Raw genomic sequence first — 16,884 nt, 5'->3', positions numbered from 1 at the left:
GAAGGGCCGCCGAGAAGGCCACGCGAGAAGGCCTGCCCCCTGTCTCAGGGGGCGGGCCTTCAGCATGCACGGATCACTGACCGCCGTAGGTCTTGCTCATGTTCTGGTAGAGCGCTTCGGCGTCGCGGCCCAGCTGCGGACCCGCCAGCCAGGTGTTGTCGGCCGGGCCGATCGAGGTGTTGGAGACCAGCACCGACTTGCCGTTCAGGACCCGGAACCAGCCGCCGCCGGAGGAACCGCCGGTCATGTCGCAGCCGATGCGGTACATCGTCGGCAGGGACGGGCTGAGCGAGAACCGGCCGGGGACGTCGATGCACCTGAACATCTTCTCGCCGTTGTAGGGCGGCGCGGCCGGGTAACCCCATGCGCCCATCTTGGCGGCCTCGGCCGCGGAGGGGGCGGAGAAGTCCACGTCCAGCGCGGCGCCGACCGTCTCCTCCAGGGACTTGGCGCCCTGCTCCGGCTTCACGTGCAGCACGGCGTAGTCGTACGGGGCGCCGTCGCCGCCGCTCTCCGAACCGCCCTGGATCCACTGGTTCGATGTCGAGGCCCAGTTCGCCCACCAGTTGCCGTACGGGGCGATCTCCGTCGGGTCGGCGTCGGTCAACTCCGCCTCGGACCTGCCGCGGTCGTTGTAGGCCGGGACGAACACGATGTTGCGGTACCAGCCGCCGTTGCCGCCGGCGTGCACGCAGTGGCCCGCCGTCCACACCAGGTTGGACTTGCCCGGGTGGTTGACGTCCTTGACGACCGTGCCGGAGCAGACGGCCGGGCCGTCGGGGGAGTCGAAGAAGACCTTGCCGACCGGTGCCGCGTTGCGGTGGTACGGCGTCTTCTCGGCCTGCGCCCGCACCGGTGCGGGATCCGGATCGCCGGCGCCCTGACCGGCCGACGCGTCCTTCGTCGTGACCCTCTTGTCGGCCTCGTCGGCGGACTGCATCCGCTCCGGCTTCCAGAGGCCCTTGATCACCGGGTTGACGAAGTCCTTGGCGTCACTGAGCCACTTGTCCTTGTCCCAGTCCTTCCAGCGGTCGACGTCGATCCCGTGCTCCTTGAGCCTGCCCGCGAGATCGGCCGGAATCCTTGCCTTGCCGCCGCCGTTCGCGGCGGCCTGGGAGCTGGTGGCATCGGGCTGGTCACTCGCCGAGTCCCCGGAACCCTCACAGGCGGTCGCGGTGAGCGCGAGGGCGGCGACGAGCCCGGCGGCGGCGAGGACGGTGCGCCGTCCGCGCCTCGGTGCGGGCACAGGTGTGGAACGCATGGTGCGATGACCCCCGTCGGTACGTACTGAGTGGTACTGGTCCTGCTCAGTGCAGGTGCCGCGTGTGCACGGCATGGGCGCGGGACCGGTGGCGCCGCGCGACACCCCACTATGCCCGGGGAGTTGGGGGCGTACCGGGGTGAGCCGGTGAAGGTTTCCGAGAACCCCGGGGGTTGATGTCATGCGCCCTCCGGGGCCCCGCTGCACCGGGCACGCCATGGGTGCGGCGCAGCCCCGAGCGTTGCGGTGCGGACTGCGCCATGCCATGCAGAGCGAGGATCTGCCGGCCGTCACGGACCGGCGGCATCCTCAGCGGGCCGTCACCGGCCGGCGAACTTCTTGCTGACCGAGTCGTACACGCCCTCGGCCACGTCACCCAGGCGCGGTCCGGCCAGCCAGCCCGAGGTCACCGGGCCGATCGAGGTGTTGGACACCAGCGCCGGCTTGCCGTTCCAACCGGTCGCGACCCAGCCGCCGCCGGAGGAACCGCCGGTCATGCTGCAGCCGATGCGGTACATCGTCGGATCCGACGCGTTGACCGACAGCCGTCCGGGCCGGCTTTCGCACTCATACTGCTTCTGTCCGTCGTAGGGCTTCGCGGCCGGGTAGCCCATCGCCACGACACGCTTCACCCGGGGCACCGCCGGCGCCTTGAACTCGACCGGCAGTGCCGAACCGACCGTTTCCTCCAGCGACTTGCCGCCACTGCCCTTCTCCGGCGTGACATGGATGACCGCGAAGTCGTACGGTGCGCCGTCACCGCCTGTCGAACCGCCCTGCTCGATCCACTGGTCCGAGGTCTGCGCCCAGTCGCCCCACCAGACACCGTAGGGAGCGACGTCCTCGCGGGTGGCGTTCTCCAGCTCCGCCACCGGCTTGCCGTCGTCGTTGTACGACGGCACGAACGCGATGTTGCGGTACCAGCCGCCCTTCTTGCCCGCGTGCACGCAGTGGCCCGCCGTCCACACCAAGTTGGACTTGCCCGGGTGCGCAGGGTCCTTCACGACGGTCGCCGAGCAGACCGCCGAGCCCTCGGGGGAGTCGAAGAACACCTTGCCTGCCGTGGGGGCGTTGGCGTGGTACGACGGCGGCACGGCCCGCGCCTGGACGGGAGCGGGCGTCGGGTCGGTCTTGCCCTGGTCCTCGGCGATCTCGCCCTCGTCGACGTCCTGGCCAGGCTCCTCGGCCTCCCGCATGCGGTCCGGGTTCCAGAGCCCCTCGATGATCGGGTTGACGTACTCGTTCGCCTCGCGCAGCCAGTCGTCCCGGTCCCAGTTCTTCCAGGCGCCGTTCTTCCACTTGTCGATGTCTATCCCGTGCTCACGGAGCCGGTCCCTGATGTCGGCCGGGATCTTGAGCTTCCCGTCGTCGGAGGCGGTGGCGGACGCGGAGGCCTGACCGTCGGCCGTCGCATCGCCCGACTCGCAGGCGGTGGTGGTCAGGGCGAGTGCCGAGGCGAGAGCCACGGCTGCCAGGGCGGGGGACTTCCTGCGGCGCCGCCCGGCCCCTCGGACGGTATGGGACGACGGCCGTGTGGATCGCATGATCTGACTCCCCCTGGTGCGGAACGAACGTGGTCGGACCGGCGCTGCGGCCCCGATGGCCGCCGCCTGGCGGGAAGTTCGGGGGACCGCGCGGTGTCCGGGAACGGCATCACACACTATGCGGTGGCTGTGGGGGCGATCCGACGGGCCCGCAACAGTTCCGTCACGGAAAGGATCTTGAGGCAACCCGTAACCCGATGCGGTGTCCGGGGTTGGTAGCGGTGGGGGGCCTGCTGTCTGTGCGCGGTCCTCCGTGCCCGTGCGCAGTGGGAGGTCGGGGAAGTCGTGGCGGAATCCACCCGTGGGGGTTGTGCATCAGAGGAAGCTGTTGTGGGACACCCGCACACAGCGTCTCTCCCCGACGGAACGCTCGAAGACACTGGTCCGGCCCAGCGCTTCGCGCACGAGGGATTCCTGCGCCGCCAATCCGCGCGCGACTCCGCCGCCCGGACCTACGCCCGGGCCCTGCCGATCGTTCCGGTGCGGGCCCGGGGACTCACCATCGAGGGCGCGGACGGACGCCGGTACCTGGACTGCCTCTCCGGCGCCGGAACCCTGGCCCTCGGTCACAACCACCCGGTCGTCCTGGAATCCCTCCGCAGGGTGCTCGACTCCGGCGCCCCTCTGAACGCCCTCGATCTGGCGACACCCGTCAAGGACGCCTTCCTCGCCGAACTGTTCCGCACCCTGCCGCCGGGCCTCGCGCACCGCGCGCACGTGCGGTTCTGCGGGCCGGCCGGCAGCGAAGCCGTCGAGACCGCCTACGGGCTCGTCCGCGCGGCGACCGGCCGGAGCGGTCTTCTGGCCTTCCCCGGCGCCCATGACACGAGTGCCGGCAGGGCCCTCGACACCACGTCCGCGGTGATTCCTGGCGCGGGGATCGCTCGACTGTCCCACCCGCAGCACCACCGCTGCCCCTCCGGTGTCGGCGGTGAGCGAAGGGCCGACCTCGCCGCCCGCTGGACCGAGTTCCTCCCCGACGGCCCCGCATCCGGAGTGCCGCTGCCCGCCGGGGTGATCGTCGAGCCCGTCCGGAGTGAGGGCGGGGTGGTCCCCGTCCCCGACACCTGGCTGCGGCGCATGCGACAGCTCACCGCCGACCGGTCCGTCCCGCTGATCGCCGACGAGATCCGGACCGGTGTGGGCCGGACGGGTGCCTTCTGGGCGATCGAGCACAGTGGCGTGACCCCCGACGTGATGGTCCTCTCCGACGCCATCGGCGGCAGCCTGCCGCTGGCCCTCGTGGTCTACCGCGACGATCTCGATCCCGGACACCCCGGCACCCCCGCCGCGTCCTTCCCATGCAACCAGCTCGCGATGGCCGCCGGCACGGCGACCCTCGCCCACGTCCGCGAGAACGCCCTCGCCGAGCGCGCGGCAACTCTCGGAGCACGCATGCTGCACCAACTCAGGCAGCTCGTCTCCGAGTTCCCCTGCGTCGGCGATGTGCGGGGGAGAGGGCTCATGATCGGCGTGGAGCTGGTGGAGCCGGAGGGGGATGGGAAACCCGGCTGTTCCGGTGCCACACGGGCTGCGGAGTGCGGCTGGGAGGCGTCGGTGCGGCCGGGCAGCGGGCCCCGGCTCCTGCCCGCCGCTCCGGAACTCGCTGCCGCGGTCCAGCGGGAGTGCCTGCGGCGCGGCCTCATCGTCGGAGTAGGCGGCCTGCGCGCAAGCGTCGTCCAACTGCTGCCGCCCCTGACCATCACCGAGGAACAGGCGGCCGCCGTAATGGACCGCTTGGCCGACGCGGTCCGGGCCGCGGCTCGGTGCCGTAGTGGCGGCACGGCAGCCGCACCGTGAGCGCGGTGAAGCCACACGACGGGCGGGGGAGAGCGCAGCATGCCCGCACACCAAAGACGCGCCATCGGTCCCCGGGCGCCCACGCGCCGTGGTCCATGACCCCCGCGGCCATCAGCCCTGCATGCCGCACACCATGAGCTCTCCCGGGCCATGAGCCCCGCACCCGGATCCCATGAGGTACCTGCCGTGAATTCCACCCCCCGCCCCGACGACCGCGCCCCCACCTCGGAAGAAGGCTCCGCCTGGGCCTGGCCACCGGCGACATCGACGAGCCCTGGGATCCCTCATCAGCGGCCGACGGCGAAACCCGCCCAGGGGTCGAGCACACGCCAGGACAGCGATCCACTGGAGCATCCCGACCCGTACGCCGTCGCCCATGCCGCGGCCGTGGAGAACCTGCTCCGCTGCTGGGCACGTGAGACCGACGCGCCCGCCCCGGACGACGACGTCCTGCGCATCCCCCTTCCCGCCAGCGGTACGAGCCTGCACGCACCGGTGCGCTACTGGTCCCCGACGGGCTGGCACCGCTTCGGCCCTCCTCGTCTCGCGGATGCCCCCGAGACCGCCCCACCCGCCGACGCCGCCACGATCGCCGCCCTGCTCGCCAGGGAGACGGCCGACCACTCCTCCGGCATCAGCCCTGCCCACGCTTCCTTGCCGACGCACCTCCCCAGCTCCGCCCCGTCCGGAGGCGTCGACGGCGTCGGGTTCGTCGCAGGAGTCGCCGACTCCCTCCGACGCGCCGCCCGCTTCCTCACCGCCCGCAGGGAACGCCCGGCCGACGGCCCCGACCTCTTCCTGTCCGCGGAACAGGCACTCGTCCTCGGACACCCCCTGCACCCCACACCGAAGAGCCGCGAAGGACTCACGGAGGCAGAAGCCCCGCTGTACTCACCCGAGTTGCGCGGCTCCTTTCCCTTGCACTGGATGGCTGTCGCTCCCTCCGTCCTCGCCACCGACTCCTCCTGGACCGAGCGCGGCCGTCCGGTTGCCGCACCCCTGCTCACCGCCCGGCTCGCCGGGACCGGAGCGCGGTTGCCGGAGGGATACGCCCTCCTGCCCCTGCACCCCTGGCAGGCACAAGATGTCCGGCGCCGTCCACCGATTGCTGCCCTGCTGGACACCGGACTGCTCCGGGACCTCGGCACCCACGGCCCTGACTGGCACCCCACCTCCTCCGTACGAACCGTCTACCGAACCCATGCCACCGCGATGCTCAAGCTCTCGCTGGGCCTGCGCATCACCAACTCCCGCCGCGAGAACCTCCGCAAGGAACTGCACCGCGGCGTCGAGGTCCACCGCCTTCTCCGCAGCGGCCTCGGGCAGCAGTGGCGCGCCGTGCACCCGGGCTTCGACATCGTCCGGGACCCGGCCTGGCTCGCCGTGGACACCCCCGACGGCGATCCGGTGCCCGGACTGGACGTGGTGATCCGCCACAATCCGTTCAGCCCCTCCGACGACGTTTCGTGCCTCGCCGGCCTCCTGTCGCCGCGACCGTGCACCCCGACCCCGCCGGAGGGGGCTTCGGAGGGCTCCGACCGACACGGCCCGGCCCTGCGGTCCCGCCTGGCCGAGGTGATCACGCGTCTCGCCCGCCGCACGGGCCGACCCCGCGGGGCCGTCGCCGCCGAGTGGTTCCTCCGCTACCTGGCCCACGTGGTCCGCCCCGTCCTCTGGCTGGACGGCGAGGCCGGCGTCGCGCTGGAAGCGCACCAGCAGAACACCCTGCTCCTGCTGGACGCCGACGGCTGGCCCACAGGTGGCCGGTACCGCGACAACCAGGGCTACTACTTCCGGGAGTCCCGGCGCCAGGACCTCGACGACCGGTTGCCCGGTATCGGGGAGCGGAGCGACACGTTCGTCCGCGACCAGGTGACCGATGAGCGGCTCCTGTACTACCTGGTGATCAACAACGTGTTCGGTCTGATCGGCGCGTTCGGCTCCCAAGGGCTCGTCGACGAGCGGCTGCTGTTTGCCGCCTTCCGGCGATTCCTCGGACATCTCGCCTCCGGCCCGGCCCGGCTGCGCACCCGGCTGCCCGCACTGCTGCTCGACTCACCCGTCCTGCGCTGCAAGGCCAACCTGCTGACCCGGCTGCACGGCCTCGACGAACTCGTCGGCCCGGTCGACACCCAGTCCGTCTACGTCACCATCGCCAACCCCCTGCACCACTGACCCCTCTGACCGACCCTGGCCACAACTGACCTGCCTCCTTCCTCGCTGACAACATGCCGCCCCCTACCTGAGAGGAGCGTCCGGTGCCTCCCGCCGACCCGATCGCCGAGGCCGGTATCGCAGCTCCGGTCATGGCCGCCGTCCCCGTCACGGCCACAGCCCCCGTCACGGCCACAGCCCCCGTCACGGCCGCTGTGGCCTCAGGTGCCGGGCCCCGAGGCAACCCCGATGCCGGGCAGAGTGCCGACTCCCATGCCGGGCGGGGCGCCGGCTCCGGGACCAGTGCCCGGCCGGGTCGAGCCTTCGGTGCCAAGCCCTCGAGCGGCCCGGGCGCGGAGGCCGGTCCCGGGCCGGGTACGAGTCCCGGTCACGAGCCCGCCGTCGGCTTGGGTGCCGTAGCGGACACGCCGACGACCGGCCGGCGCGGCCCCGGCTCACCGGCGGTGCCGCACCGCCCGCCGCAGGTGCTCACCGGTGGCGTCACTCCTGGAGAGCCGGACACCCCCGCCGGTGATCCCGCCGCGGTGGACGCAGTCGACGATCACGCACCCCGAAGGCGGGGCCTGGAGACGGCGCAGCCCTCCGTCCCCATCGCCGCGACCGTCGCGCCCACCCGTCCTGATGCGGTCCCGCGCCATGACGACCCCCTCGACGGCATCGACGCATGGGGCCCCGCAGACACACCCGCGGGTTGGTTCCACCTCGTCCCCGCGTGCATCGAACGCGACCTGGCGCTCATCAGCCGCTGGATGAACGACCCCGCCGCCGCTGAATTCTGGGAGCTGGCCGGACCGCGGGAGGTGACGCGGGACCACCTGCGCGCCCAGTTGGCCGGAGACGGGCGCAGCGTGCCCTGTCTCGGCCTGCTGGAGGGGGTACCGATGAGCTACTGGGAGATCTACCGGGCGGATCTCGACCCACTGGCCCGGCATTACCCCGCCCGGCCTCATGACACCGGGCTCCACCTCCTGCTCGGCAGAGTCGCCGACCGGGGGCGCGGCCTGGGCGGACTGCTGCTCCGGGCCGTGGCCGATCTCGTTCTCGCGCAGCGGCCCTCCTGCGCACGTGTCATCGCGGAACCCGACATTCGCAACACCCCCTCCGTCGCTGCTTTCCTGACCGCCGGCTTCCGGTTCTCCGCGGAAGCCGACCTGACCGCCAAGCGAGCCGCTCTCATGGTCCGAGACCGGTCCCTCCGGCATTTGTTGTAGCGCTGTGTCACCGCGTCATCACTCATTGAACGCCGTCCGTGCCAGGACAGTTCCCGCCCACCGCGCCGTTTTCCCGGGCAGCCGCGCCACGACTCACCGTCCGAGCCGGTTGTCCCTCGTCACCTCCCACACCGAGGAGCCCACGGTCGTGATCCCGTCCCCCGTACCCGCCTTGATCGCCCGTTTGTCAGTGCAGGGTCGTAGGGTGGTCGCGCTATGACGAAGTCCTCACTCCCCGAACTCCTGCATGCCGCCGTCACTGCCGTCGGCGGTACGGAGCGCCCCGGTCAGGTGGCCATGGCCCAAGCCGTCGAGGAAGCGATCGACGACGGCTCCCACCTGCTCGTCCAGGCGGGTACCGGTACCGGCAAGTCGCTGGGCTACCTGGTGCCCGCGCTGGCGCACGGGGAGCGTGTGGTCGTCGCGACCGCCACCCTCGCCCTGCAGCGCCAGCTGGTGGAACGCGACCTGCCGAGAACGGTCGAGTCGTTGCACCCCCTGCTGCGCCGTCGCCCGGAGTTCGCGATGCTCAAGGGCCGGTCGAACTACCTGTGCCTGCACCGGCTGCACGAGGGTGTCCCGCAGGACGAGGAGGAGGGCCTCTTCGACCAGTTCGAGGCCGCCGCGCCCACCAGCAAGCTGGGCCAGGACCTGCTGAGAGTGCGCGACTGGGCCGACGAGACCGAGACCGGCGACCGTGACGACCTCACGCCCGGTATCTCGGACCGGGCCTGGGGCCAGGTGTCGGTGTCCTCCAGGGAGTGCCTGGGCGCCTCGAAGTGCGCGTACGGCGCCGAGTGCTTCGCCGAGATGGCCCGTGAGCGGGCGAAGCTCGCCGAGGTCGTCGTCACCAACCACGCGCTGCTCGCGATCGACGCCATCGAGGGCGCCCCGGTCCTCCCGCAGCACGAGGTGCTGATCGTCGACGAGGCGCACGAGCTGGTCTCCCGGGTCACCGGAGTCGCCACCGGCGAGCTCACCCCCGGCCAGGTCAACCGCGCGGTGCGCCGGGCCGCGAAACTCGTCAACGAGAAGGCCGCCGACCAGCTCCAGACCGCCGCCGAGGGCTTCGAGCGGCTGATGGAGCTGGCGCTGCCGGGCCGCCTGGAGGAGATCCCAGAGGATCTCGGGTACGCCCTCATGGCGCTGCGCGACGCGTGCCGCACGGTCATCTCCGCGATCGGCGCGACCCGCGACAAGTCGGTCCAGGACGAGGACGCCGTCCGCAAGCAGGCCCTGGCGTCCGTGGAAAATGTGCACGACGTGGCGGAGCGCATCACGAACGGCTCCGAGTGGGACGTGGTCTGGTACGAGCGCCACGACCGTTTCGGTGCCTCTCTGCGTGTCGCCCCCATGTCCGTCTCCGGGCTGCTGCGCGAGAAGCTCTTCGCGGACCGTTCGGTGGTCCTGACGTCCGCGACGCTGAAGCTGGGCGGTGACTTCAACGGCGTCGGCGCCTCCCTGGGCCTCGCCCCCGAGGGCACGGAGGGTGATGACGTCCCGAAGTGGAAGGGCATCGACGTCGGCTCGCCCTTCGACTACCGCAAGCAAGGCATCCTGTACGTCGCCAAACACCTGGCGCGTCCGGCGCGGGACGGCGACCGCGCGGACATGCTCGACGAACTCACGGAGTTGATCCAAGCGGCAGGCGGCCGCACCCTCGGCTTGTTCTCCTCCATGAGAGGCGCCCAGCTGGCCGCCGAGGACCTGCGCTCCCGGATCCCCGAGTTCCCGATCCTGCTCCAGGGCGAGGAGACGCTCGGCGAGCTCATCAAGAATTTCGCGGCCGACCCGAAAACCTGCCTCTTCGGCACGCTGTCACTCTGGCAGGGCGTGGACGTCCCGGGCCCCAGCTGCCAGCTGGTCGTCATGGACAAGATTCCGTTCCCGCGCCCGGACGATCCTCTGATGAGCGCCCGGCAGAAGGCCGTGGAGGACGCCGGAGGCAATGGCTTCATGGCGGTCGCCGCCACCCACGCCGCGCTCCTCATGGCCCAGGGTGCCGGCCGGCTCGTGCGGGCATCGGGGGACCGGGGCGTGGTAGCCGTCCTCGATCAGCGTCTGGCGACGGCCCGGTACGGCAGCTATCTGAAGGCATCGCTGCCCGACTTCTGGTTCACGACGGACCGGAACCAGGTGCGCAAATCGCTCGCGGCGATCGACGCTGCGGCCCTCAAGGCGGAGGAAGCCTGAGCCGGGGTGGGCCGTCGGCCCACCCTCACGTGCCCGGGCTGCTGGGCCCCGAGGTGCGGTATCCACTCCGGACAGCACAGGGCCCCGGAACCGGCGCAGGGGTTCCGGGGCCCGGTCAAGGGGTGGGCCCGTTGGGCCCGCCCGACGCGGTGCGCGCTGTCAGACGCGGCGCAGCACGGCCACCACCTTGCCGAGGATGGTCGCATCGTCGCCGGGGATCGGCTCGTAGGACGCGTTGTGCGGGAGGAGCCAGACATGGCCGTCCTCGCGCTTGAAGCGCTTGACGGTGGCCTCGCCGTCGAGCATCGCCGCCACGATGTCGCCGTTCTCGGCGACCGGCTGGCGACGCACCGTGACCCAGTCGCCGTCGCAGATCGCGGCCTCGATCATCGAGTCACCGACGACCTTGAGGACGAACAGCTCACCGTCGCCGACGAGCTGGCGGGGGAGAGGGAAGACGTCCTCGACGGACTCCTCGGCGAGGATCGGGCCACCGGCGGCGATCCGGCCGACCAGCGGCACGTAGGACGCGGCGGGCTTGCCCGCGGTGTCCGTGGGCTGCACCGAGGCGGCCTGGTCGGAGCCGCGCACTTCATAGGCGCGTGGGCGGTGCGGGTCGCGGCGCAGGAAGCCCTTGCGCTCCAGTGCCATCAGCTGGTGTGCGACCGAGGAGGTGCTGGACAGGCCGACGGCCTGGCCGATCTCCCGCATCGACGGGGGATAGCCCCGACGCTGGACGGAGTCCCTGATGACTTCGATCACCCGGCGCTGACGGTCGGTGAGTCCCGAGCTGTCCGCCCGGATGCCGGGAGGTCGGCCCGGCAGGGAGCGCTTGTGCCCCTCAGGGTTCGTGGCTTCGTTCATCGCATGCACCGGCTCCAGTCGGCCCTGGGAGCGGTCCTGGGCAGCGATGGCGGCACTGTCTGCGGTGGTGGTCACGTCGGCCCCTCTCGATGGTCTCCCTGCTGGACAACGGTAGTTGCTTTCGAAAGGTTGCGCCAAACACACGTTCGAGTGAAAAAACGTGAATCATCGGACGCGATCATGTGTCCGGGTGTATTGGCAGCCGCGCCACCTGGCAGGCAAAAGGGCTCATTGCTGTACTCTTCACCGCCGGGATGATCGCCTCGTGGACTGTGCCCCAGTCTGCCATCCGGCATTCCCTCGCCCGGGGACCAGCCTTCATCTGCGCGGGAGCCCCACCTCCCCTCCTCGCGGCGCCCACGGTATCTCCGCATGCGCCGTGGCGATACGGCCATGCGGGGACGGATGCGGCCGCGCCCGGAGCGAGGCCGTCGGAGGTGGCGCCCGCGAGGCGTAACGGCTCGTGCGGCAAGGCTCGTCGTACGTCACCTGCGCCTTCGCGTGCGACACGCGAGATGGAGCTGGATGTATGAGCCAATCCCCACATCTAGTGGTTGGATTGCATCAGCAGCCCAGAAGTTGTGGTCCCCCGGGTCTCGAGGCTCATGGTCATCCCCTATGCTTGGGGCTGCTTCGTGGGGCGCAAGATGCCCGGCGAGGCTATTGAGTCTGCTGTGAGGAGGGTTGGGAGTTCATGCACTGCCCCTTCTGCAGGCACCCCGACAGCCGTGTCGTGGACAGTCGTACGACCGACGACGGCACGTCGATCCGCAGGCGCCGCCAGTGTCCTGACTGCTCCCGTCGTTTCACGACCGTGGAGACGTGCTCGCTCATGGTGGTGAAGCGGTCCGGAGTCACCGAGCCCTTCAGTCGTACGAAGATCATCAACGGTGTGCGCAAGGCGTGTCAGGGGCGGCCTGTCACCGAGGACGCGCTCGCCCAGCTCGGCCAGCGGGTCGAGGAGGCGGTGCGGGCCACCGGAAGTGCCGAGCTGACCACCCATGACGTGGGGCTGGCCATACTCGGCCCGTTGCAGGAACTCGATCTCGTCGCCTACCTGCGGTTCGCCTCCGTCTACCGGGCGTTCGACTCGCTCGACGACTTCGAGGCGGCCATCGAGGAACTCAGGGCGCAGACGGGACGCACCGGCGGGGACGACCCGGACCGCAAGGGGGCGGCTGCGGGGAGCCAGGAAGACGACCGCGGGCCCGGAGGGACCAGGCAGGTTCCCGAGCCCGCAGGCGCCGCCGACTGACCGGCGGGCCGGACCCGGAACGGCAGCTCCGGGGCCCGGCCGGGCGGCGGCGTGAGAAGACCTGTTGCGGGCGCGTGAGTGGATGCCCGCAACACCAGACAGAACACCGTGCACCGGGAACAACGGGGCACTTCAGGGCGTTTTCGCCCGTACAGGGAGGCGGCATGACAGAGACGGCGAGCGGTCCGGCACGGAGTTCCCGCGCCAAGAGCGCCAAGGCGAGCAAGGGCCTGCGTGTCGAGCGCGTCCACACCACCCCCGGGGTCCACCCCTATGACGAGGTGGCCTGGGAGAGCCGTGACGTCGTCATGACCAACTGGCGCGACGGCTCGGTCAACTTCGAGCAGCGCGGCGTGGAGTTCCCCGACTTCTGGTCGGTGAACGCGGTCAACATCGTCACCAGCAAGTACTTCCGCGGCGCCGTGGGCACTCCGCAGCGCGAGACCAGCCTCAAGCAGCTGATCGACCGCATTGTGAAGACCTACCGGAAGGCCGGGGAGGACCACAGGTACTTCGCCTCGCCCGCCGACGCCGAGATCTTCGAGCACGAGCTGGCGTACGCCCTCCTGCACCAGATCTTCAGCTTCAACAGCCCTGTCTGGTTCAACGTCGGCACCAAGCAGCCCCAGCAGGTCTCCGCCTGTTTCATCCTGTCCGTCGACGACTCCATGGAGTCGATCCTCGACTGGTACAAGGAAGAGGGCATGATCTTCAAGGGCGGCTCCGGCGCCGGCCTGAACCTCTCCCGGATCCGCTCCTCCAAGGAGCTGCTGTCCTCCGGCGGCAACGCCTCGGGACCGGTCTCCTTCATGCGTGGCGCGGACGCCTCCGCAGGAACGATCAAGTCCGGTGGCGCCACCCGCCGTGCCGCCAAGATGGTCGTCCTCGATGTGGACCACCCGGACATCGAGGACTTCATCGAGACCAAGGTCAAGGAAGAAGAGAAGATCCGCGTCCTGCGCGACGCCGGCTTCGACATGGACCTGGGCGGCGACGACATCACGTCCGTCCAGTACCAGAACGCCAACAACTCGGTCCGCGTGAACGACGAGTTCATGCAGGCTGTCGAGCAGGGCGGCAAGTTCGGCCTGCGCGGGCGGATGACCGGAGAGGTGATCGAGGAGGTCGACGCCAAGGCGCTCTTCCGCCGGATCGCCGAGGCCGCGTGGGCCTGCGCCGACCCCGGCATCCAGTACGACGGCGTCATCAACAACTGGCACACCTGCCCCGAGTCCGGCCGGATCACCGCGTCGAACCCGTGCAGCGAGTACATGCACCTGGACAACACGTCCTGCAACCTCGCCTCGCTGAACCTCATGAAGTTCCTCAAGGACGACGGCAAGGGCAACCAGTCCTTCGAGGCCGAGCGCTTCCAGAAGGTCGTCGAGCTGGTCATCACCGCGATGGACATCTCGATCTGCTTCGCGGACTTCCCGACGCAGAAGATCGGCGAGAACACGCGCGCGTTCCGCCAGCTCGGCATCGGCTACGCCAACCTCGGCGCCCTGCTGATGGCCACCGGTCACGCCTACGACTCCGACGGCGGCCGCGCCCTCGCCGGCGCCATCACTTCCCTGATGACCGGTACGGCGTACCGCCGCTCCGCCGAACTCGCCTCGGTCGTCGGCCCGTACGACGGGTACGCCCGCAACGCCGACGCCCACAAGCGCGTCATGAAGCAGCACTCCGACGCCAACGACAAGGCCGTCCGCATGGACGACCTGGACACCCCGGTGTGGGCCGCCGCCAGCGAGGCCTGGGGCGACGTCCTGCGCATCGGTGAGAAGAACGGTTTCCGTAACTCTCAGGCGTCCGTGCTCGCCCCGACCGGCACCATCGGCCTGGCCATGTCCTGCGACACCACCGGCGTCGAGCCCGACCTCGCGCTGGTCAAGTTCAAGAAGCTGGTCGGCGGCGGCTCGATGCAGATCGTCAACGGCACGGTCCCGCAGGCCCTGCGCCGCCTGGGCTACCTGGAAGAGCAGATCGAGGCGATCGTCGCCCACATCGCCGACCACGGCAACGTGATCGACGCCCCCGGTCTCAAGCCCGAGCACTACGAGGTGTTCGACTGCGCCATGGGTGAGCGGGCCATCTCCCCGATGGGTCACGTCCGCATGATGGCCGCCATCCAGCCCTGGATCTCCGGCGCCATCTCCAAGACGGTCAACATGCCGGAGACGGCGACCGTCGAGGAGGTCGAGGAGATCTACTTCGAGGCCTGGAAGCTCGGCGTCAAGGCGCTCGCGATCTACCGCGACAACTGCAAGGTCGGCCAGCCGCTCTCCGCCAAGACCAAGGAGAAGGAGAAGGCTGAGATCACGGAGAAGGCCGAGGACACGATCCGCACCGCGGTCGAGAAGGTCGTCGAGTACCGCCCGGTCCGCAAGCGCCTGCCGAAGGGGCGTCCCGGCATCACCACGTCCTTCACCGTCGGCGGTGCCGAGGGCTACATGACCGCCAACTCCTACCCGGACGACGGTCTCGGTGAGGTCTTCCTCAAGATGTCCAAGCAGGGCTCGACCCTCGCGGGCATGATGGACGCCTTCTCCATCGCGGTCTCCGTCGGCCTCCAGTACGGCGTGCCGCTGGAGACGTACGTCTCCAAGTTCACCAACATGCGCTTCGAGCCGGCCGGCATGACGGACGACCCGGACGTGCGGATGGCGCAGTCGATCGTCGACTACATCTTCCGCCGCCTGGCGCTGGACTTCCTGCCCTTCGAGACCCGCTCCGCGCTCGGCATCCACTCCGCCGAGGAGCGTCAGCGTCACCTCGAGACCGGTTCGTACGAGCCGAGCGAGGACGAGGTCGACGTCGAGGGGCTGGCCCAGTCGGCGCCGCGCGCCCAGGAGCTGAAGGCCGTTTCCGCTCCGAAGGCCGAGGAAGCGGTCAAGCCCGCCCCGCAGCAGGCCCACACCAGCGCCGAACTGGTGGAGATGCAGCTGGGCATCCAGGCCGACGCCCCGCTCTGCTTCTCCTGCGGCACGAAGATGCAGCGTGCCGGGTCCTGCTACATCTGCGAGGGCTGCGGCTCGACCAGCGGCTGCAGCTGACGCCGAGCCCCTGAGCCGATGACGGAGGGGCACCGCCTGCGGGCGGTGCCCCTCTCGTCATAGGTGCCTCGTCGGTGGAGAGGTCAGGGACGGTCTGCCGAACCCATCGTTCCGGTGAAGTCCACGGGGTCGCCCTCGAAGCCGCGGAGGCCGGCGCGGAACTCCCACGGGCCCGAGCCGTCCCGGGCGAACTCCGCGACCGTCGCCGCGGTCGCACCCAGGACACCGCCGAAGTCATCCTCCGCGAGGACGGTGTACCCCTCACGGATACGCAGTCCGGGGTTGCGCACACTGACGAACGTGCGTTCCGCCGGCCGCTGCTGGATGACGACACCTACGACCACGCGCGCGTACCGGACGTCGAGCCGGTCCAGTTCCAGCGTCATGACTTCGTCGTAGCCGAAGCCCTGGCCGTCCTTGCTGTCCCGGTTGAGAGTGATGGTGCCGTCGGGGGAGCGGCTGTCGAAGTGCACCACGTATGCGGGATCGCCGTGCGGGGCGTCCGCCAGGTAGGTCGCGGCGACCAGGTCCAGGTCGGTGGACGGCTGCCCCGCCGGGCTGGGATCCCACCGCACCGCGATCTCGACCTTGCGAAGCCCCTTGCTGAGCCCGTCCACCAGAGTCCCCTTCCCCGTACCGACCGTCCGCCGGCCCAACTGCCGGGCGCGCACGACTGCTTGTCCATCCTGCCACGCGCGCGGGCGCGTGCGAGGAGGAGCGGTCCAGCCGAGAGTGACCGACGCCACGCTCGGTGGCCTTACCATGGCGCGGTGCTGGTCAAGTGGATTCGCTGCACCGTGGTGGACCGCCGCGGTTTCGAGCGGGGGCAGCGGAAGTGGGCGGGGCTTCTGGGGGAGCCGGGGTTTCGCGGGCAGGGGGGTGGCTGGAGCCGGGGGCGGCCGGACGTGGCGCACATCTTCGCGTTCTGGGAGAGCCGCGCCTTCTACGACTCGTTCATGGCACGGTCCCACGACCGGCTCGCATCGTCCCAGGCGGGCACGTTCAAGGACGCCCAGGTCAGACTCTTCGACTACCGCTTCGACGTGAAGACCGGCTTCGAACCGCGGTTCACGGACGCCGACCTGCTCCGGGTGGCGCTCTGCCGTATCCACGAGGCGCGGGCCGAGCACTTCGTGCTGATGCAGGAGAAGGTCTGGAACCCGGCGATGGCCGGCTCGCCCGGCATGGTGCGCGGGCTCTTCGGTGAGGCACCCGGGAACGAGTTCATGGTGCTGTCGATGTGGCGCTCGGCCGCAGAGCACGGCAAGTACCGCACGGAACGCGTGGAGCGGCTGGCCCTGAGGGCGCAGACGGAGGCGGACGTGGCGGCACTCACCGGGGACGTCGTGGACATGGAGTCGAGCTGGACGGTGTGATCCCGGGGACTCGACTCCGGTGGTGTGACCCGAGGGGCGTGACCGTGAGGGACTGGCGGCGCGACTCCAGTGCTTTCCCTTGCGTGCCGGACGCAGCGGTTCCGATCGCACAAGTGTGTGACCGGAGTGATCTGTGGTGCACGAATCGT

At 70.3% G+C, this 16,884-nt stretch carries 11 protein-coding genes; 7 read left to right on the top strand and 4 right to left on the bottom strand.

All coding sequences use genetic code 11. The annotated features are described in order from the left end of the window. Positions 1-73: 73 nt before the first annotated feature. The gene (locus tag ADK65_RS17140) at positions 74-1,261 is read right to left on the bottom strand and encodes a trypsin-like serine peptidase (RefSeq protein WP_053671028.1); all 1,188 of its coding nucleotides are present in this window, start codon (positions 1,259-1,261) and stop codon (positions 74-76) included. A 320-nt stretch (positions 1,262-1,581) separates the two neighbouring features. Continuing rightward, complete coding sequence (locus ADK65_RS17135; protein ID WP_053671027.1) at positions 1,582-2,805, bottom strand: trypsin-like serine peptidase; 1,224 nt, start codon at positions 2,803-2,805, stop codon at positions 1,582-1,584. 330 nt (positions 2,806-3,135) lie between these two features. On the opposite strand from ADK65_RS17135, the gene ADK65_RS17130 reads away from it, so the two are divergent. From ADK65_RS17130 to ADK65_RS17115, 4 genes are all read left to right on the top strand, one after another. Further along, on the top strand, positions 3,136-4,605 hold the full coding sequence (locus ADK65_RS17130) for an aminotransferase class III-fold pyridoxal phosphate-dependent enzyme (protein WP_053671026.1): 1,470 nt from the start codon (positions 3,136-3,138) through the stop codon (positions 4,603-4,605). A gap of 186 nt (positions 4,606-4,791) precedes the next feature. Beyond that, positions 4,792-6,780: an IucA/IucC family protein gene (locus tag ADK65_RS17125; RefSeq protein WP_420709043.1), complete on the top strand. Its 1,989-nt coding sequence runs from the start codon at positions 4,792-4,794 to the stop codon at positions 6,778-6,780. Between the two features lie 443 nt (positions 6,781-7,223). Further along, a complete protein-coding gene (locus tag ADK65_RS37200) occupies positions 7,224-7,991 on the top strand; it encodes a GNAT family N-acetyltransferase (RefSeq protein WP_420709045.1) in 768 nt (255 codons plus the stop codon). Between the two features lie 216 nt (positions 7,992-8,207). Continuing rightward, entirely contained in the window at positions 8,208-10,184 is a 1,977-nt protein-coding gene (locus ADK65_RS17115) for an ATP-dependent DNA helicase (protein WP_053671025.1), read from the top strand. Positions 10,185-10,343: 159 nt separating this feature from the next. Here the strand turns inward: ADK65_RS17115 and lexA are convergent, their stop codons facing one another. Then, positions 10,344-11,123, bottom strand: a complete 780-nt coding sequence (lexA, locus tag ADK65_RS17110; RefSeq protein ID WP_053671024.1) for a transcriptional repressor LexA — start codon at positions 11,121-11,123, stop codon at positions 10,344-10,346. A 619-nt stretch (positions 11,124-11,742) separates the two neighbouring features. On the opposite strand from lexA, the gene nrdR reads away from it, so the two are divergent. Then, complete coding sequence (nrdR, locus tag ADK65_RS17105; RefSeq protein ID WP_053671023.1) at positions 11,743-12,303, top strand: transcriptional regulator NrdR; 561 nt, start codon at positions 11,743-11,745, stop codon at positions 12,301-12,303. Positions 12,304-12,467: 164 nt separating this feature from the next. Beyond that, positions 12,468-15,359: a vitamin B12-dependent ribonucleotide reductase gene (locus tag ADK65_RS17100; protein ID WP_053671022.1), complete on the top strand. Its 2,892-nt coding sequence runs from the start codon at positions 12,468-12,470 to the stop codon at positions 15,357-15,359. Positions 15,360-15,442: 83 nt separating this feature from the next. Here the strand turns inward: ADK65_RS17100 and ADK65_RS17095 are convergent, their stop codons facing one another. Further along, positions 15,443-15,976 (bottom strand): TerD family protein, encoded by a 534-nt coding sequence (locus ADK65_RS17095; RefSeq protein WP_053671021.1) that lies wholly within the window; start codon positions 15,974-15,976, stop codon positions 15,443-15,445. A 153-nt stretch (positions 15,977-16,129) separates the two neighbouring features. On the opposite strand from ADK65_RS17095, the gene ADK65_RS17090 reads away from it, so the two are divergent. Continuing rightward, complete coding sequence (locus tag ADK65_RS17090) at positions 16,130-16,735, top strand: YdbC family protein (RefSeq protein ID WP_053671020.1); 606 nt, start codon at positions 16,130-16,132, stop codon at positions 16,733-16,735. The last annotated feature ends 149 nt before the right edge of the window (positions 16,736-16,884 follow it).

The sequence above is a fragment of the Streptomyces sp. NRRL B-1140 genome, from assembly GCF_001280065.1.
GTDB lineage: Bacteria > Actinomycetota > Actinomycetes > Streptomycetales > Streptomycetaceae > Streptomyces.
The sequence above is the reverse complement of the archived record's forward strand: the minus strand, read 5'-3'. Positions and strand labels throughout refer to the sequence as shown.